9 protein-coding genes and 3 rRNA genes are annotated in these 17,998 nt (G+C 64.3%); 10 read left to right on the top strand and 2 right to left on the bottom strand.

Annotated features, from left to right (window positions below; genetic code table 11):
- Positions 1 to 23: 23 nt before the first annotated feature.
- On the top strand, positions 24 to 1,304 hold the full coding sequence (gene clpX / locus DKM19_RS35365) for an ATP-dependent Clp protease ATP-binding subunit ClpX (RefSeq protein WP_089213728.1): 1,281 nt from the start codon (positions 24 to 26) through the stop codon (positions 1,302 to 1,304).
- A 210-nt stretch (positions 1,305 to 1,514) separates the two neighbouring features.
- Here the strand turns inward: clpX and DKM19_RS35360 are convergent, their stop codons facing one another.
- Complete coding sequence (locus DKM19_RS35360; RefSeq protein WP_110701813.1) at positions 1,515 to 3,086, bottom strand: phosphonate degradation HD-domain oxygenase; 1,572 nt, start codon at positions 3,084 to 3,086, stop codon at positions 1,515 to 1,517.
- Positions 3,083 to 3,847 carry a GntR family transcriptional regulator gene (locus DKM19_RS35355; protein ID WP_110701811.1) on the bottom strand — a complete coding sequence of 255 codons (765 nt, stop codon included), beginning with the start codon at positions 3,845 to 3,847 and terminating at the stop codon, positions 3,083 to 3,085. The genes DKM19_RS35360 and DKM19_RS35355 overlap by 4 nt, the downstream gene beginning before the upstream one ends.
- A gap of 80 nt (positions 3,848 to 3,927) precedes the next feature.
- On the opposite strand from DKM19_RS35355, the gene DKM19_RS35350 reads away from it, so the two are divergent.
- From DKM19_RS35350 to DKM19_RS35310, 9 genes are all read left to right on the top strand, one after another.
- On the top strand, positions 3,928 to 6,513 hold the full coding sequence (locus DKM19_RS35350) for a valine--tRNA ligase (RefSeq protein ID WP_110701809.1): 2,586 nt from the start codon (positions 3,928 to 3,930) through the stop codon (positions 6,511 to 6,513).
- 604 nt (positions 6,514 to 7,117) lie between these two features.
- Positions 7,118 to 8,639: ribosomal RNA gene (locus tag DKM19_RS35345) — 16S ribosomal RNA — on the top strand.
- Positions 8,640 to 9,085: 446 nt separating this feature from the next.
- Positions 9,086 to 12,223, top strand: a 23S ribosomal RNA gene (locus DKM19_RS35340).
- Positions 12,224 to 12,425: 202 nt separating this feature from the next.
- Positions 12,426 to 12,542, top strand: a 5S ribosomal RNA gene (gene rrf / locus DKM19_RS35335).
- Together the 16S, 23S and 5S rRNA genes form the textbook arrangement of a ribosomal RNA operon.
- 323 nt (positions 12,543 to 12,865) lie before the next feature.
- The gene (locus tag DKM19_RS35330; RefSeq protein ID WP_110701807.1) at positions 12,866 to 14,158 is read left to right on the top strand and encodes a folylpolyglutamate synthase/dihydrofolate synthase family protein; all 1,293 of its coding nucleotides are present in this window, start codon (positions 12,866 to 12,868) and stop codon (positions 14,156 to 14,158) included.
- Between the two features lie 57 nt (positions 14,159 to 14,215).
- Positions 14,216 to 14,554: a DUF4233 domain-containing protein gene (locus tag DKM19_RS35325; protein WP_089207773.1), complete on the top strand. Its 339-nt coding sequence runs from the start codon at positions 14,216 to 14,218 to the stop codon at positions 14,552 to 14,554.
- 11 nt (positions 14,555 to 14,565) lie between these two features.
- Complete coding sequence (locus tag DKM19_RS35320) at positions 14,566 to 16,188, top strand: hypothetical protein (protein WP_110701805.1); 1,623 nt, start codon at positions 14,566 to 14,568, stop codon at positions 16,186 to 16,188.
- A gap of 163 nt (positions 16,189 to 16,351) precedes the next feature.
- Positions 16,352 to 16,762: a nucleoside-diphosphate kinase gene (gene ndk, locus DKM19_RS35315; RefSeq protein ID WP_089207629.1), complete on the top strand. Its 411-nt coding sequence runs from the start codon at positions 16,352 to 16,354 to the stop codon at positions 16,760 to 16,762.
- 191 nt (positions 16,763 to 16,953) lie between these two features.
- Complete coding sequence (locus DKM19_RS35310; protein ID WP_089207630.1) at positions 16,954 to 17,985, top strand: rod shape-determining protein; 1,032 nt, start codon at positions 16,954 to 16,956, stop codon at positions 17,983 to 17,985.
- The last annotated feature ends 13 nt before the right edge of the window (positions 17,986 to 17,998 follow it).

Raw genomic sequence — 17,998 nt, 5'->3', positions numbered from 1 at the left:
TCCCACGCAAAGGAGTATCTGGGGTGGCACGCATCGGCGACGGGGGAGACCTGCTGAAGTGTTCTTTCTGCGGGAAGAGCCAAAAGCAAGTCAAGAAGCTCATCGCCGGGCCCGGCGTATACATCTGTGATGAGTGCATCGATCTCTGCAACGAGATCATCGAGGAGGAGCTCAGCGAGTCCTCCGAACTCAAGTGGGACAGTCTGCCGAAGCCGAGGGAGATCTACGAATTCCTCGACGCCTACGTCATCGGTCAGGACCAGGCGAAGAAGGCTCTCTCGGTGGCGGTTTACAACCACTACAAACGGGTGCAGTCCGGTGAGCGCGGGCGTGATGACGGTCTCGAACTGTCCAAGTCCAATATCCTGCTCCTGGGCCCCACGGGTTCCGGCAAGACGCTGCTCGCCCAGACGTTGGCGAAGATGTTGAACGTTCCGTTCGCCATCGCCGACGCCACCGCCTTGACGGAGGCGGGCTATGTGGGTGAAGACGTCGAAAACATACTTCTCAAGCTGATCCAGGCCGCTGACTACGACGTCAAAAAGGCCGAGACCGGCATCATCTACATCGACGAGGTCGACAAGATCGCTCGTAAGAGTGAGAATCCGTCGATCACCAGGGATGTCTCCGGCGAGGGCGTGCAGCAGGCCCTGCTGAAGATCCTGGAGGGCACGACCGCGAGCGTGCCGCCGCAGGGCGGACGCAAGCATCCGCACCAAGAGTTCATCCAGATCGACACCACCAACGTGCTGTTCATCTGCGGTGGAGCCTTCGCCGGCCTCGAGAAGATCATCGAGTCCCGGGTCGGCAGGAAGGGCATTGGATTCAATGCCATCATCCGGTCCAAGGAAGACGTCGACAACTCCGACATTTTCGGTGATGTCATGCCCGAGGATCTGCTGAAGTTCGGCATGATCCCCGAGTTCGTCGGCCGGCTCCCGGTTATCACGAGCGTGCACAACCTCGACCGCGAGGCGCTCATCCAGATCCTCACCGTGCCGCGCAACGCTCTGGTGAAGCAGTACCGGCGTCTGTTCGAGCTGGACAACGTCGAGCTCGAGTTCACCGACGATGCCCTGGAGGCCATCGCCGACCAGGCGATCCTGCGCGGCACCGGCGCCCGTGGTCTGCGGGCGATTCTGGAGGAGGTCCTCCTGTCGGTGATGTACGAGGTGCCGTCACGGCAGGACGTGGCGCGTGTTGTCATCACTCGCGAGTCGGTGCTGGAGCACGTCTACCCGACGCTCGTGCCGCGTGACCAGCTCAACAAGCAGCAGCGCCCGCCGCGCGAGAAGTCCGCGTAGTTTCGCGTTCGAGCGACTCGGTTCGTACGGCCGACGCCCCCGCAGGAAGATCCTGCGGGGGCGTCGCTGTTTCCTGCTCCGTTTTCCGGGACCCGCGTTTCCGGAGGCTCTGTTTCCGGCGTTTCTGGAGTTTCCGGCGGCTGGATCTCGGGTGGCGCCGACTGCCAGGGGTGGGACGGCCGGGTGGCTCTGGTTTTCGGCGTGCGGTTTCTAGCGGACCAGCTGGTAGAGCAGCGCCGTGTAGTCCTCGAAGGCGGGGACCACCCGATCCGGCTCCTTGGCCTCGTCATCCCAGCGGCGCAGCCGTACCGCGTCCTGGGCGTACGGCTCGGCGTCGAACCCGGCGACCTCCTCGGCGCTCATCGGCCCTCCCTGCACGCCGAGCGTGTAGCGGGAGGCTTCGGAGAGCAGGTCGTAGTAGGAGCTTTCCACCGCGCACAGATAGCGCTTGGCCGCCACGTGCAGCCGGATCGGCTCGGTCACCTGAGGCCCGAACCACTGCCCGAGCCAGTCGGCGCCGACGTGGCTGTGCCGGTTGTCGGTGCCGCCCATCAGATCGTGCCCCGTGACCTCCCCGGTGAAGTGCCCCACGTCGTGCAGCAACGCCGCCGCCACCAGGCCCGGCGAAGCCCCGGCCTCCCGGGCGGATGCCGCGGCCTGAAGCATGTGGGCCGCCTGCGTGACCTCCTCGCCCAGATAGTCGTCGGCGCCGGGGCCCTCGAACAGCGCCCGCAGGTTGGCGATCACCGCGTTCCGGCGGCGGAGCACGGCCAGGTTGCCGGCGAACCCGTCCAGGTCGGCGTAGCAGCCCTGCAGGTGTCGGTCCCCGGAGTCGGCGAAGCCGGTCCTGGCGTGCAGGATCCGGGTGTTGTCGAAGATCACGCAGTCACCGGGGCCGAGCCGGAAGTTCACCTGGAGCTCCGGCCGGTAGAGAATCTCCGCGAACGCGCGGTAGGCCGCGTAGAAGGCCTCCGTCCGCTCGTACGGCAGGCGTACCGGTCGCAGCGAGCGGTTGTTGAACCTCACCTCGCGGATCCGGCCCAGCGGATCCAGACCGATCATCGGGCGACTGGCGGTCAGCTCCGTGCCGGCGTCGCCGTACCGGAAGGTGACCGGGGTGCGGGCCAGCAGCTCGAACGCGTCGGGATCCTCCGCGCGCAGGAGCGAGGCCGCGTGGAAGCCGTCGACCAGACCGGACTCGCCGCCCTCCACCGCGTTGGACAGGCAGTGCAGCAGCTGCACCGTCGGCACCGGATCGCGGTAGGGGTTGTCGGTGTGCGGGGTGATCGGCAATCCGGTGAAGGCCAGATTCACCGGCGTGGCCTCGACCCGCACGTCGAACAGCTTGCCGTAGTTGGTCTCGCGTACGTAGCCGAAGGCTCCGGCCACCTCCAGCACCGTCCCCGGCTCGACGGGCACCTCGCGGAGGAGCACAAAGCCGGTGCGCAGCACCGCGTCGAGACACTTCTCCCGATGGGAGGGATCGGCGAGGAAGCGCCGCCAGTTTCTCTCGGGCGGGGTGATCGCGGCCCACAGTTCCTTGGCGTCCTCGGTCCTGTCGTCGTAGGCGGTGCCGTCCAGCGTGTGGGCGGCCAGCCAGGCGGGGTCGAATCGGCTGGTGTGGCCGTCGCTGAAGGTCACGGTGGGGCCGTCGACTCCGACGATCTCCACCTTCGGGTCCAGGTCGGTGATGCCGAACAGTTTCTGGTCGTTGCGAGGGTCACGGCACTCGGGACAGGGACAGTTGTCGCGCAGCCAGATGGCGGGGAATGCGAGGTTCACGCTGGAGTTTCCTTAGTTACCGTCGCGGACGAACGGACAAGAGTGTTGGCCTGCACCGAGTTGTGCACGGTGAAGGCGACGGCGTCGCCGAGGTAGCGGTCGTCGGACCACTCCAGCGGCCGGTTGTCGGGGTCGGTGGTACGGCGGAGCTCACGGAGCAGGGGGGTGCGGGGACGGACATCAAGAAGGTGGGCGTCATCGGCCTCGGCGGGGATCGCGCTGACGGTGTGCTCGGCGTGGGCGAACACCACGCCGAGTTCCTCCAGCCGGATGGTGATGGACTCGTCGTCGCCATCGATGACGATCCCGCCGATGAGGGCACCGATCCGCTCCACGTAGGCGGTGCGCTCCACCATCACCGGTCGTCCGGACAGCAGGCGGAGCCTGGTCAGGTGGTAGACGCGCTCCCCGGGGTCGAGCTCCAGCTTTCCGGCCTCCAGTTCCGTCGGTTCGCGCCGGACCAGGGCCACCATCCGGCCGCCGGGCGTCTCGCCGATCGACGCCGCCCACTGCGAGAAGCTGTGCAGCTGGCTGAAGCTCTGCACCAGCGTCGGCTGGAGCACCAGCCGCCGGGTTCCTTTGCGGGAGGAGATCAGCCCGTCGGCCGCGAGCACGGTGAACGCCTGGCGGACGGTTCCCCGAGAGGCCCCGTACCGCTCCGCCAGCTCGCTCTCCGAAGGCAGCCGTGAACCGGGCGGATAGGTCCCGCCGGCGATGCCGGCGCGCAGTTCGTCGGAGAGCTGGCGATACAGGGAGGACATGTACCGACAAGTTAGAAGATGTATAGACATCTTGCAAGTCTTAAAACTGTGGGGCATCGACCACCCGGACATCCCTAGAATTGGACATCGTGACGACGCCAGAGCTGCCTACCCAGTACACACCCGCCGACGTGGAGACCCGGAGCTACGAGCGCTGGGTATCGGAGGGATACTTCACCGCGGATCCGAGCAGCGAGCGCGAGCCGTACAGCATCGTTCTGCCCCCGCCGAACGTGACCGGTGTCCTGCACATCGGCCACGCCCTCGACCACTCGATCCAGGACGCGCTGACCCGCCGGGCCCGCATGCGCGGACAGGAGACGCTCTGGCTGCCCGGCATGGACCATGCCGGCATCGCTACCCAGAACGTCGTCGAGCGCGAGATCGCCAAGGAGGGTCTGTCCCGGCACGACCTCGGCCGCGAGGCCTTCGTCGACCGTGTGTGGCAGTGGAAGGAGGAGTCCGGAGGCCGGATCCTCGGCCAGATGAAGAAGCTCGGCGACGGTGTCGACTGGTCGCGCGAGCGCTTCACGATGGACCCCGGGCTCTCCCGCGCCGTCCAGACGATCTTCAAGAAGCTTTTCGACGACGGGCTCATCTACCGCGCCGAGCGCATCATCAACTGGTGCCCGCGCTGTCTGACCGCGCTGTCGGACATCGAAGTGGAGCACAGCGACGACGAGGGAGAGCTCGTCTCGATCCGTTACGGCGACGGCGACGACTCCATCGTGGTCGCCACCACGCGAGCGGAGACCATGCTGGGTGACACGGCCGTCGCCGTGCACCCGTCCGACGAGCGCTACGCGCACCTGGTCGGTCGTGAGGTGGAGCTCCCGCTCACTGGACGCCGTATCCCGGTCGTCGCCGACGAGCACGTCGACCCGGCCTTCGGCACCGGAGCGGTCAAGGTCACCCCGGCGCACGACCCGAACGACTTCGAGATCGGCCGCCGCCACTCGCTGCCGTCCATGACGATCATGGACGAGCGCGGTGTGGTCACCGTTCACGGTCCCTTCGAAGGGCTCGACCGCTTCGAGGCCAGGCCCGCGGTGGTGGCAGCGCTGCGCGCGGAGGGCCGGATCGTCGCGGAGAAGCGGCCCTACATCCACTCGGTCGGCCACTGCTCGCGATGCAAGACCGTCGTCGAGCCGCGGCTCTCGCTCCAGTGGTTCGTCAACGTCTCGCCCCTCGCCAAGGCCGCGGGCGACGCGGTCCGCGAGGGCCGGACGAAGATCCACCCGCCGGAGCTGGCCAAGCGTTACTTCGACTGGGTCGACGACATGCACGACTGGTGCATCTCGCGGCAGCTGTGGTGGGGCCACCGGATCCCCGTCTGGTACGGCCCCGCGGGCGAGGTCGTCTGCGTCGGTCCCGACGAGTCGGCACCCGAGGGATACGTCCAGGACCCGGATGTCCTCGACACCTGGTTCTCCTCCGGCCTGTGGCCGTTCTCGACTCTCGGCTGGCCGGACAGGACGGCGGAGCTCGCCAAGTTCTATCCGACCTCCGTTCTGGTGACCGGTTACGACATCCTGTTCTTCTGGGTCGCCCGGATGATGATGTTCGGCATCTACGCGATGGACGGCGAGCCGCCGTTCCGGACCGTGGCGCTGCACGGCATGGTCCGAGACCAGCACGGCAAGAAGATGTCCAAGTCGTTTGGCAACGTGGTCGACCCGCTCGACTGGGTGGAGCGCTTCGGCGCCGACGCCACCCGCTTCACGCTGCTGCGTGGTGCCAACCCCGGCTCCGACGTGGCGATCAGCGAGGAGTGGGCCGGCGGCTCGCGCAACTTCTGCAACAAGATCTGGAACGCCACCCGCTTCGCGCTGATGAACGGCGCGGCGGTCGGAGAGCTCCCGATCGAGGAGCTGACCGCAGCCGACCGGTGGATCCTCTCCCGGCTCCAGGAGGTCGTGGCGTCGGTGGACGTCGCCTTCGACGAGTTCGAGTTCGCCAAGATCTCCGATCTGCTCTACCACTTCGCGTGGGACGAGGTCTGTGACTGGTACCTCGAGCTCGCGAAGATCCAGATTGCCTCGGGCCAGGAGCACACCCGGCTCGTGCTGGGTCATGTCTTCGACTCGCTGCTCCGGCTGCTTCACCCGCTGGTGCCGTTTGTCACCGAAGAACTGTGGCGGGCGGTCACCGGTGGTGAGTCCATCGTGGTCGCGCCATGGCCGACGGTGCGGGAGTCACTGCGTGACGCCTCGGCCGAGGAAGAGATCCTGGCCGTGCAGGGGCTGATCACCGAGGTCCGCAGGTTCCGTTCCGACCAGGGTCTCAAGCCCGGCCAGAAGGTCGCCGCTCAGCTGTCACTCGCCGGTACGGCTCTCGCCTCGCACGAGGGGGCCATCCGGTCGCTGCTCAAGCTCGACCAGCCGTCGGAGTCGTTCGCGGCCACGGCCCGCCTCGACGTGGGCGGGATCGCGGTGGAGATCGACACCGCGGGGACGATCGATGTGGCCGCCGAGCGCAAGCGCCTGGAGAAGGATCTCGGGGTGGCGCAGAAGGAGGCCGCGCAGGTGGCGGCCAAGCTCGGCAACGAGCAGTTCATGTCCAAGGCACCTGACGACGTGGTGACCAAGGTCCGGGCCCGTGCCGCACAGGCCGACGAGGACATCGCGCGCCTGACCGCTCAGCTGGAGACGCTCTCCGCTGGCTGAGCCCGCATGCAGGAGGTTTGACCGGGAGCCCGAAGTCCTTTGACTTCGGGCTCCCGTGTTTGGGGGCCGTCGGCTCAGGGAAGACCTAGTTGTTACCGCGGAATGGGCCATGGCAGCCCAAGCGGACTGCTAGAGTTCTTAACGCAGGGCGAGGTCCTGCGCCCCCCTCTAAAAGATCACCGAAAACCTGGTCGTGTCGCAGGATTGGACAAAGACGGGATGTTGGAGTAAGTTGGAGGGGTTGCCCTGGAAACAGGGTGGTCGAGATCCTAGCGGATTCGACGGGACAAGCGGAAACGGTATGTAAAGCGCTGGTTTTCCTTAAACCGCCTGATCCTGGTAAGATCGGAACACAGCACAACAGAACGAACGCCCCGGACGTCGGGCCCGTAACAGGGTCGGCGGAGGGTGTACGCGTCCGTTTCTTGAGAACTCAACAGTGTGTTAAAAGCCAGTGCATGATGCACAACCCCGTTCATCCCACCCCTTTAGGGTGGGGGACGGATTCCTTTGGTTGATACATCCGCTCTGACGCCTGTGCGCCATCTGTGGTGCGCGGAACCGAGGACGGGTGCTTTCAGCTGGGGTGAACTTTTTCAGACATTGTTTGGAGAGTTTGATCCTGGCTCAGGACGAACGCTGGCGGCGTGCTTAACACATGCAAGTCGAGCGGAAAGGCCCTTCGGGGTACTCGAGCGGCGAACGGGTGAGTAACACGTGAGTAACCTGCCCCCGACTCTGGGATAAGCCCGGGAAACTGGGTCTAATACCGGATATGACACCTCCTCGCATGGGGTGGGTGTGGAAAGTCTTTTCGGTGGGGGATGGACTCGCGGCCTATCAGCTTGTTGGTGGGGTAACGGCCTACCAAGGCGACGACGGGTAGCCGGCCTGAGAGGGCGACCGGCCACACTGGGACTGAGACACGGCCCAGACTCCTACGGGAGGCAGCAGTGGGGAATATTGCGCAATGGGCGAAAGCCTGACGCAGCGACGCCGCGTGGGGGATGACGGCCTTCGGGTTGTAAACCTCTTTCAGCAGGGACGAAGTTGACGTGTACCTGCAGAAGAAGCGCCGGCTAACTACGTGCCAGCAGCCGCGGTAATACGTAGGGCGCAAGCGTTGTCCGGAATTATTGGGCGTAAAGAGCTCGTAGGTGGCTTGTCACGTCGGGTGTGAAAGCTTGGGGCTTAACTCCAGGTCTGCATTCGATACGGGCTGGCTAGAGGTAGGTAGGGGAGAACGGAATTCCTGGTGTAGCGGTGAAATGCGCAGATATCAGGAGGAACACCGGTGGCGAAGGCGGTTCTCTGGGCCTTACCTGACGCTGAGGAGCGAAAGCGTGGGGAGCGAACAGGATTAGATACCCTGGTAGTCCACGCTGTAAACGTTGGGCGCTAGGTGTGGGGACCTTCCACGGTTTCCGCGCCGTAGCTAACGCATTAAGCGCCCCGCCTGGGGAGTACGGCCGCAAGGCTAAAACTCAAAGGAATTGACGGGGGCCCGCACAAGCGGCGGAGCATGTTGCTTAATTCGACGCAACGCGAAGAACCTTACCAAGGCTTGACATTGCCCGGAAACACTCAGAGATGGGTGCCTCTTCGGATCGGGTGACAGGTGGTGCATGGCTGTCGTCAGCTCGTGTCGTGAGATGTTGGGTTAAGTCCCGCAACGAGCGCAACCCTTGTTCAATGTTGCCAGCAACACCTTCGGGTGGTTGGGGACTCATTGGAGACTGCCGGGGTCAACTCGGAGGAAGGTGGGGATGACGTCAAGTCATCATGCCCCTTATGTCTTGGGCTGCAAACATGCTACAATGGCCGGTACAGAGGGCTGCGATACCGCAAGGTGGAGCGAATCCCTAAAAGCCGGTCTCAGTTCGGATTGGGGTCTGCAACTCGACCCCATGAAGTCGGAGTCGCTAGTAATCGCAGATCAGCAACGCTGCGGTGAATACGTTCCCGGGCCTTGTACACACCGCCCGTCACGTCACGAAAGTCGGCAACACCCGAAGCCCGTGGCCCAACCAGCTTGCTGGGGGGAGCGGTCGAAGGTGGGGCTGGCGATTGGGACGAAGTCGTAACAAGGTAGCCGTACCGGAAGGTGCGGCTGGATCACCTCCTTTCTAAGGAGCACCGGCCGCGTAGCGGAAGCTGCGGGGTCTACGTCACGGTCAGGGGCGAATGTTTCCTGCGTGACACGCTCATTAGTGGAGCACTGGCTAATCGGATGATCTGGGTTCGCCTGGGTCGGTTGGTACCGCCTGAACCCCCTTTGGGGGTGCGGGAGTGGGAAGATCGGCTGGGGAATCGGGATGGGTCTGGACACACTGTTGGGTCCTGAGGAAACGGGCCATGTCGCAGCTGCCGCCGTCGGGTGGCGGCTGTGATGCCTGCCCTGCGATGTTGATCGCGGGGTGGGTGCCGTTGTTCCTCGTGTGCGGGACCGCTCTCCGATCACATCGGCTCATAGGCAAGTGTTTACGCGCTTGGGTGTGGGTGTCTGGTGGTCGGGTGGATGCGGTCGCTGTTTGTTGTTTGAGATTTGCATAGTGGACGCGAGCATCTTTGTGGCCAAGTTTTTTAGGGCACACGGTGGATGCCTTGGCATCAGGAGCCGATGAAGGACGTGGGAGGCTGCGTTAAGCCCCGGGGAGTCGCCAACCAGACTTTGATCCGGGGATGTCCGAATGGGGAAACCTAGCACCAGTCATGTGGTGTTGCCTCCGCCTGAATGTATAGGGCGGCTGGTGGTAACGCGGGGAAGTGAAACATCTCAGTACCCGTAGGAAGAGAAAACAAATAGTGATTCCGTGAGTAGTGGTGAGCGAAAGCGGATCAGGCTAAACCGTTCGCGTGTGATAGCCGGCAGGCGTTGCGCGGGCGGGGTTGTGGGACCTTCTAGCAGGAACTGCCGTTCCTGCAAACAGTAAGAAATCAGTGGGATAGTCGAAGCCTCTGGGAAGGGGCGCCGTAGACCGTGAGAGTCGGGTAGGCGAAATCCTGTTGACTGTTTGAGGGGATCCCAAGTAGCACGGGGCCCGAGAAATCCTGTGTGAATCTGCCAGGACCACCTGGTAAGCCTAAATACTCCCTGATGACCGATAGTGAACAAGTACCGTGAGGGAAAGGTGAAAAGCGCCCCGGTGAGGGGTCGTGAAATAGTACCTGAAACCGTGTGCCTACAAGCCGTAGGAGCGTAAACAAGGCTTGCCTTGTTTGTGATGTGACTGCGTGCCTTTTGAAGAATGAGCCTGCGAGTTATGGTGTGTGGCGAGGTTAACCCGTGTGGGGGAGCCGTAGCGAAAGCGAGTCTGAATAGGGCGCTCTTTAGTCGCATGCTGTAGACCCGAAGCGGAGTGATCTAGGCATGGGCAGGTTGAAGCGCGGGTAAGACCGCGTGGAGGACCGAACCCACCAGGGTTGAAAACCTGGGGGATGACCTGTGTTTAGGGGTGAAAGGCCAATCAAACTCCGTGATAGCTGGTTCTCCCCGAAATGCATTTAGGTGCAGCGTTGCGTGTTTCTTGCCGGAGGTAGAGCACTGGATGGCTAATGGGCCCGACAAGGTTACTGACGTCAGCCAAACTCCGAATGCCGGTAAGTGAGAGCGCAGCAGTGAGACTGCGGGGGATAAGCTCCGTAGTCGAGAGGGAAACAGCCCAGACCACCGACTAAGGCCCCTAAGCGTGTGCTAAGTGGGAAAGGATGTGGAGTCGCAGTGACAACCAGGAGGTTGGCTTAGAAGCAGCCACCCTTGAAAGAGTGCGTAATAGCTCACTGGTCAAGTGATTCCGCGCCGACAATGTAGCGGGGCTCAAGTACACCGCCGAAGTCGTGGCATTCACACAATAGCTGAGCCTTTGTGGTTTAGGTGTGTGGATGGGTAGGGGAGCGTCGTGCGGCCGGCGAAGCAGCGGAGTGATCCAGCTGTGGAGGCCGTGCGAGTGAGAATGCAGGCATGAGTAGCGAATCAGAAGTGAGAAACTTCTGCGCCGGATGACCAAGGGTTCCTGGGCCAGGCTAATCCGCCCAGGGTAAGTCGGGACCTAAGGCGAGGCCGACAGGCGTAGTCGATGGACAACGGGTTGATATTCCCGTACCCGCTACGATGCGCCAATACTGAATCCAGTGATACTAAGGGTCCTTAAGTCCCCTGCACGCACCCTTCGGGGTGTTTGGGGTGAGGCCGAACGCCTGACCTGAACTGGTAGTAGGTAAGCGATGGGGTGACGCAGGAAGGTAGCCCAGCCCAGGCGATGGTAGTCCTGGGGTAAGCATGTAGGGAGGACCGTAGGCAAATCCGCGGTCTATGTATCCTGAGATGTGATGCCGAGCCGATTGTGGCGAAGTGGGTGATCCTATGCTGCCGAGAAAAGCCTCTAGTGAGTGTCGTGGCGGCCCGTACCCCAAACCGACTCAGGTGGTCAGGTAGAGAATACCAAGGCGATCGGGTGAACTGTGGTTAAGGAACTCGGCAAATTGCCCCCGTAACTTCGGGAGAAGGGGGGCCTCCGCTGGTGATCAGACTTGCTTTGTGAGCTGGTGGGGGTCGCAGAGGCCAGGGGGAAGCGACTGTTTACTAAAAACACAGGTCCGTGCGAAGTCGTAAGACGATGTATACGGACTGACGCCTGCCCGGTGCTGGAACGTTAAGGGGACCGGTTAGCGGGACGTAAGTCCTGCGAGGCTGAGAACTTAAGCGCCAGTAAACGGCGGTGGTAACTATAACCATCCTAAGGTAGCGAAATTCCTTGTCGGGTAAGTTCCGACCTGCACGAATGGCGTAACGACTTCCCCGCTGTCTCAACCGCAGACCCGGCGAAATTGCACTACGAGTAAAGATGCTCGTTACGCGCAGCAGGACGGAAAGACCCCGGGACCTTCACTACAGCTTGACATTGGCGTTTGGAACGTCTTGTGTAGGATAGGTGGGAGACGGTGAAGCTGTCACGCTAGTGGCGGTGGAGTCATTGGTGAAATACCACTCTGGTCGTTTTGAACGTCTAACTTCGGTCCGTGATCCGGATCAGGGACAGTGTCTGGTGGGTAGTTTAACTGGGGCGGTTGCCTCCTAAAGAGTAACGGAGGCGCCCAAAGGTTCCCTCAGCCTGGTTGGTAATCAGGTGTCGAGTGTAAGTGCACAAGGGAGCTTGACTGTGAGACCGACGGGTCGAGCAGGAGCGAAAGCTGGGACTAGTGATCCGGCGGTGGCATGTGGAAGCGCCGTCGCTCAACGGCTAAAAGGTACCCCGGGGATAACAGGCTGATCTTCCCCAAGAGTCCATATCGACGGGATGGTTTGGCACCTCGATGTCGGCTCGTCGCATCCTGGGGCTGGAGTAGGTCCCAAGGGTTGGGCTGTTCGCCCATTAAAGCGGTACGCGAGCTGGGTTTAGAACGTCGCGAGACAGTTCGGTCCCTATCCGCTGCGCGCGCAGGAGACTTGAAAGGAGCTGTCCCTAGTACGAGAGGACCGGGACGGACGAACCTCTGGTGTGCCAGTTGTTCCGCCAGGAGCATGGCTGGTTGGCTACGTTCGGAAGGGATAACCGCTGAAAGCATCTAAGCGGGAAGCTCGCCTTGAGATGAGGTCTCCCACCACGAAAGTGGGTAAGGCCCCCGGGAGACGACCGGGTTGATAGGCCGGAGGTGGAAGCATGGTAACGTGTGGAGCTGACCGGTACTAATAGGCCGAGGACTTGACCACAAAGCAACAGTGCTTCTTGATGGTCGGTGTGGTTGCTGCTTGCAGTTCTGTATCCTTCGCCGGGTCCGGAACAGCGCGTGACCGCTTGGATAGTTGAGAAGATTGTGTTGCCCGCGTCCACTATGTGATTCTGAAACAGCAAACACCGCCGCCCGTGGCAGCATTAGCGGGCGAAGACGTGTGGTTGATTGTTTAATAGGGTTACGGCGGTTATGGCGAAGGGGAAACACCCGGTTACATTCCGAACCCGGAAGTTAAGCTCTTCAGCGCCGATGGTACTGCACCGGGGACGGTGTGGGAGAGTAGGTCACCGCCGGACAATCATTATAGGAAAGGGCCACCCCATGTTGGGGGTGGCCCTTTTCTGCGTTCACCCACCAGCATGACCTGGAAGCACCTGCGTTACTCGGAAGGGGGTCCTGCCACACGGCGGGGCCCCCTTTTTTGTGTTTCTTCGTGTCCGGGGGAGGGGGTTGCACCCGCGGGGCGCGGACCCTTTTTTCGTGTTCCTTCGTGCCAGGGAGAGGGGCCGGCACCGCGGGGCGCGGACCCCCTTTCGTTTGGCGAGGCTGTCAGTCGAGGGCCCACCGGTGGGGTCAGTAGTCTTAGGAGGTGGAATATAGAGCGGTTGAGCAGGCAATCATGGAACGCGGTGTCGAGTGGAACTTCGAGCCAGGTCTCGACAGAATCGCCGCGCTCATGGATCTTCTCGGCTCCCCGCAGCACTCCTACCCCGTCGTGCACATAGCCGGCACGAACGGCAAGTCGAGTACGACCCGGATGATCGAGACGCTCCTGCGCGAGCGTAACCTGCGCGTCGGCCGGTTCACGAGCCCGCATCTCGTATCCATGCGAGAACGTATTTCCGTGGACGGCCTCCCGCTCAGCGAGGAGCGCTTCGCCGAGGTCTACGAGGACATAGCGCCGTACCTGGAGATGATCGACGCTCAGGGCCGCCGGCTTTCCTTCTTTGAGACCCTTACCGCGATGGCCTTCGCCGCCTTCGCCGATGCCCCCGTGGATGTCGCGGTCATCGAGACGGGTATGGGCGGCAGTTTCGACGCGACCAACGTGGCGGACGGCACCGTGGCTGTGATCACACCCATCTCCCTCGACCATGTCAATTACCTCGGCCCCGACGTCGAGACGATCGCGGGGGAGAAGGCGGGCATCATCAAGCCCGGAGCCATAGCCGTGATCGCGCAGCAGGAGCTTCCCGCCGCCCAGGTGCTGATGCGGAGGGCGACCGAGATGGGCGCCACCGTGGCGCGCGAAGGGCTGGAGTTCGGTGTGATCAGCCGTGAGCTCGCCATCGGCGGACAGTTGCTCCACCTCAAGGGACTCAAGGGCACCTACGAAGAGATCGTGCTTCCCCTGTACGGCGCGCACCAGGCCGGAAACGCGGCCTGTGCGCTGGCCGCCGTCGAGGCGCTGACCGGCGGAGACGACCCGCTGGACTCCGAGCTGGTGCGGCAGGCGTTCCTGCAGATGCGCTCGCCGGGAAGGCTTGAGGTCGTTCGGCGGGGTCCCACGGTGCTCGTGGACGCAGCGCACAACCCTGCGGGGATGCGGGCCACCCTGGACGCTGTCCAGGAGTCGTTCGACTTCGCCAAGCTCATCGGCGTGGTGGCCGTGTCCGAGGACAAGGATGTCGAAGGCATGCTTGATCTGCTGGAGCCGCTGATGGATGAGATCGTGGTGACCCGCAACTCCTCGCCCAGGTCAATGGATGTGGACGATCTCGCCGCGCTGGCCGAGGATATCTTCGGGATGGACCGGGTCCACCAGGTCGAGCGGATGGACGGCGCGATCGACCGGGCGATCGGGCTGGTGGACTCCCTGGGAGAGTTCAGCGGGGCCGGGGTGCTGATCACCGGATCGGTGGTCACCGCCGGTGACGCGCGGCTCCTGCTCAGAGCGGACGAGGCACAGTGAGCGACGAGGAACAGTGAGCGAGGGACGGTGAGCAGGGTGATGACGGAGGGGCGAGAAATGATCACTGTTACTCCGGGTATGCGACGGCTCTGCGCCAGCGTGCTCGGGATGGAGGCGATCGTCCTCGGGCTGTTCACGCCGACGGCGATCAATGTGCAGGGGGTCGAGCCGGTCGTCGCGGTGACCGTCGGCATCGGTCTGGCGGTCCTGTGCGTGCTGGTCACAGGCATGCTGAAGCGGCCGTTCGCCTACATCGCGGGAAGCGTGATCCAGGTGCTGGCCATCGCCGCGGGCTTCCTGGTTCCGACGATGTTCGTCCTCGGGGCGATCTTCGCGGCACTGTGGATCACTGCGATATTCGTCGCTCGCCGTGTCGAGGGCGTGACTTCTCGCTAAAGTCGGCCAACATGGCCGTCCCTCCCGTTCAGCCGACCCGGGCGGTGGCAACCGGGCCCACGGGCCTGGTGCGCACCCTCCGTGTCTCCCTGATGCTCGACGTCGTCCTCGGGCTGCTCGTCGCGGTGGCGCTTCCCCTGGCGATCCTTGCCATTCCCAACACCATCTCGGTGGTTGCCGCTCTACTCCCGCCTGACGTCTCGCAGATCGAGATGATCCGGGCACACGGGATGGCGCTGCCCGCGATGGTTCTGACCGTTCCCCTGGCGGCGATGGCTCTGCGCAGGGTGAGAGCGGCCCCGATCCTGGTCGCCGGACTCGCCCTGCTCGCCTTCGCCGACGCCGCCGGAGGGTACGCAGCCTCCACGACCGTGGTGGGGGTCCTCAGGGTCCTGCATGGGATAGGTGCCGGTCTGCTGGTATCCGCGACCCTGGTGGCCGTCTGGGAGCGTTCCAGGCTCCTCCGTGCGGTGTGGGCGGGTGTGCTCGCGGCGAGCCTGCTAACTGCGCAGGCGCTCGCCCTGTGGCCCCTCGACGAGGTCGACTCCTGGAAGGTCACGCTCCAGCCGTATCCGATACTGACGGGCGTCGCGCTCGTGCTGGCCGCTCTCTACCTCGTGCTGTGGCGTAGGAGCGGCGAAGGCGTCGTGATCGGTTCCGGGCGGACCGCCTCCAGTCGCGGGCGCCTGTTGACGGAGGCCCTGCCCGCAGTGGGCATCGCCGCCCTCGCCGTGGGAAGCACTTTTGACTGGTCGCCCGGCTTGGTGGTCCTCGCGGCGTCGCTGTCCATTCTCGCGTTGCTCGGACTGGCGTCCGTCGGTGCCGTGGACGGTGTCGCCGGCCGGGCGCCGGCTTACACGATGCTCGCGGTGGGCGTCGTCATCCTGCCCACCGCCGCCCAGGTCACCTACATCGAGCTCGGCGGGCTGGGCGGTCCCGGCCTGTCCGGTCTGTGGCCGGCCTTCACGATCGCCGGGGTCGCGGGTCTCCTCGCCGCCGTCCTGGCGAACCGGCTGGGCGACGGCGCCATGCCCGTGGTCACCGCGGGCGGCCTGGTGGTCGTCGTGGCCGGGCTGTGCGCCGTCCGACTGCTCCTCCCGGCCTCCGGCGGGCTCATGTTGATCCTCCCGTTCGTCCTGCTCGCGGTCGGAGCCTCGGTGGCGCTGACGGGCGCGCTGCGTCCGGCGGGCGGGGGCGCCGCGCTCTTCGCGCTGTCGCTGTTCTTCCCCGCGGTGCTCGGAGGCTTCCTGCTGGGCAGCGGAATTCAGGTCGCCCGTCTGAAGGAGGCGACGACCCCGCAGGCTCTGGTCGACGGCTTCGTGGGGGCTCTGCACCTGTGGGCCCTGGTCGGCGGTGGCCTGGTGGTCGCGGTGATCGCGCTCGGCGCGGCGCTGGTCCGCCTGTCTTCGGCGGCCACCGCGGATACGACGGCCGCCTCGGTTGCGGCGGGCGCGGCCCGGGAGGGCAGCCCCTCGTGGTCCGAAGCCGGGCCGGAGCGGGAATGGAGGCCCGAACCGGGACCAAGGCCGGGACCAAGGCCGGGACCGGAGAAGACCACCGCGCCGCCCGTGGTGGTGCCACCGCCCGCGCCGTCCCCCGAGGACGATCCGGGAAACGGCCCGGTCCACCCCTGACGCCCGACCTGTCCTTGATGTCCGGCCTGCCCGTGACGCTCGGCCTGTCCGTGACGCCCGGTCCGTCCGTGACCTCGCCGACCACGGAGAATTGAGCCGAGGACGGTAAACTTCGCGCGTTTACCGCAGCCTGCGAGTCAACCCTGTTCAAAGGAGAACTTCAGTGTCCGAGCGCACTCTTGTCCTGATCAAGCCCGACGGTGTGGCGCGTGGCCTCATCGGCGACGTGATCGCCCGTGTCGAGCGCAAGGGCCTGAAGGTCGTGGCGCTGGAGCTGCGCACCCTGGACGTCGACACGGCCAAGGTGCACTACGCCGAGCACTCGGAGCGGCCGTTCTTCGGCGAGCTGGTGGAGTTCATCACCTCCGGCCCGCTGGTCGCGCTGGTGCTCGAGGGCCCCCGCGCCGTCGAGGCCTTCCGTGCCCTCGCGGGCCTGACCGACCCGGTCAAGTCCGCTCCCGGCACCATCCGCGGCGACCACGCCCTGGAGATCGGCGAGAACGTGGTTCACGGTTCCGACTCGCCCGAGTCCGCCGCCCGCGAGATCAAGATCTTCTTCCCGGACCGCTTCTGAGCATCCGGATTTTTTCACGCACTGGGCCCCGCCGTCCTTCGGGACGGCGGGGCCCAGTGCGTTTGACGTGACCCAAGATTTCCCAGGGGTTGGGCAGCTCATTGTGCTCATAGGTAGGTACGTCACGTTACGATTCGAGTGCGTTCCGTAGTTTTCGCCGACGACCTGACGGAAGGAGGGCCGCCTTCCTCATGGGTAGCAAACTCGCTTTCCTGGGCCGCGACATGGCGGTCGATCTCGGCACCGCCAACACGCTCGTCTACGTGCGGGGCCGCGGAATCGTGCTCAACGAGCCGTCCGTCGTCGCGATCAACACCACGACAGGGAAGATCGTGGCCGTTGGTATCGAGGCCAAGCGGATGATCGGCCGTACTCCCGGCAACATCGTGGCCATCCGGCCGCTCAAAGACGGCGTCATCGCCGATTTCGACATCACCGAGCGCATGCTCCGCTACTTCATCCAGCGTGTGCACAAGCGCCGCCACTTCGCCAAGCCCCGCATCATCATCGCCGTACCGAGCGGGATCACGGGCGTCGAGCAGCGCGCGGTCAAGGAAGCCGGCTACCAGGCGGGTGCGCGCCGGGTCTACATCGTCGAGGAGCCCATGGCCGCCGCCATCGGCGCCGGGCTCCCCGTGCACGAGCCCACCGGCAACATGGTGGTCGACATCGGCGGCGGCACCACGGAGGTCGCCATCATCTCGATGGGCGGCGTGGTCACCAGCCAGTCGATCAGGGTCGGCGGTGACGAGCTCGACCAGGCGATCATCGCCTTCGCCAAGAAGGAACACTCGCTCATGCTCGGCGAGCGGACCGCCGAGGAGATCAAGATGGCGATCGGGTCCGCCTGCCTGCTCCCGGAGGAGAGTCACGCCGAGATCCGGGGCCGCGACCTGGTCAGCGGCCTGCCCAAGACGATCGTCGTGTCGGCCGCCGAGGTCCGCAAGTCCATCGAGGAGCCTCTGAACGCGATAGTGGACGCGGTCAAGACCACGCTCGACAGGTGCCCGCCCGAGCTCTCGGGAGACCTGATGGACCGCGGGATCGCGCTCACCGGGGGTGGCGCGCTCCTGCGGGGCATGGACGAGCGGCTCATGGAAGAGACCGGCATGCCGATTCATCTGGTGGACAACCCGCTTGACTCCGTCGCGCTCGGCACGGGCAAATGCGTCGAGGACTTCGAGGCCTTGCAGCAGGTCTTGGTCCCGGAGCCGCGGCACTGATGAAGGATACGCG

The organism is Streptosporangium sp. 'caverna' (genome assembly GCF_003203775.1).
Classification (GTDB): Bacteria; Actinomycetota; Actinomycetes; order Streptosporangiales; family Streptosporangiaceae; genus Streptosporangium; species Streptosporangium subroseum.
The sequence above is the reverse complement of the archived record's forward strand: the minus strand, read 5'-3'. Positions and strand labels throughout refer to the sequence as shown.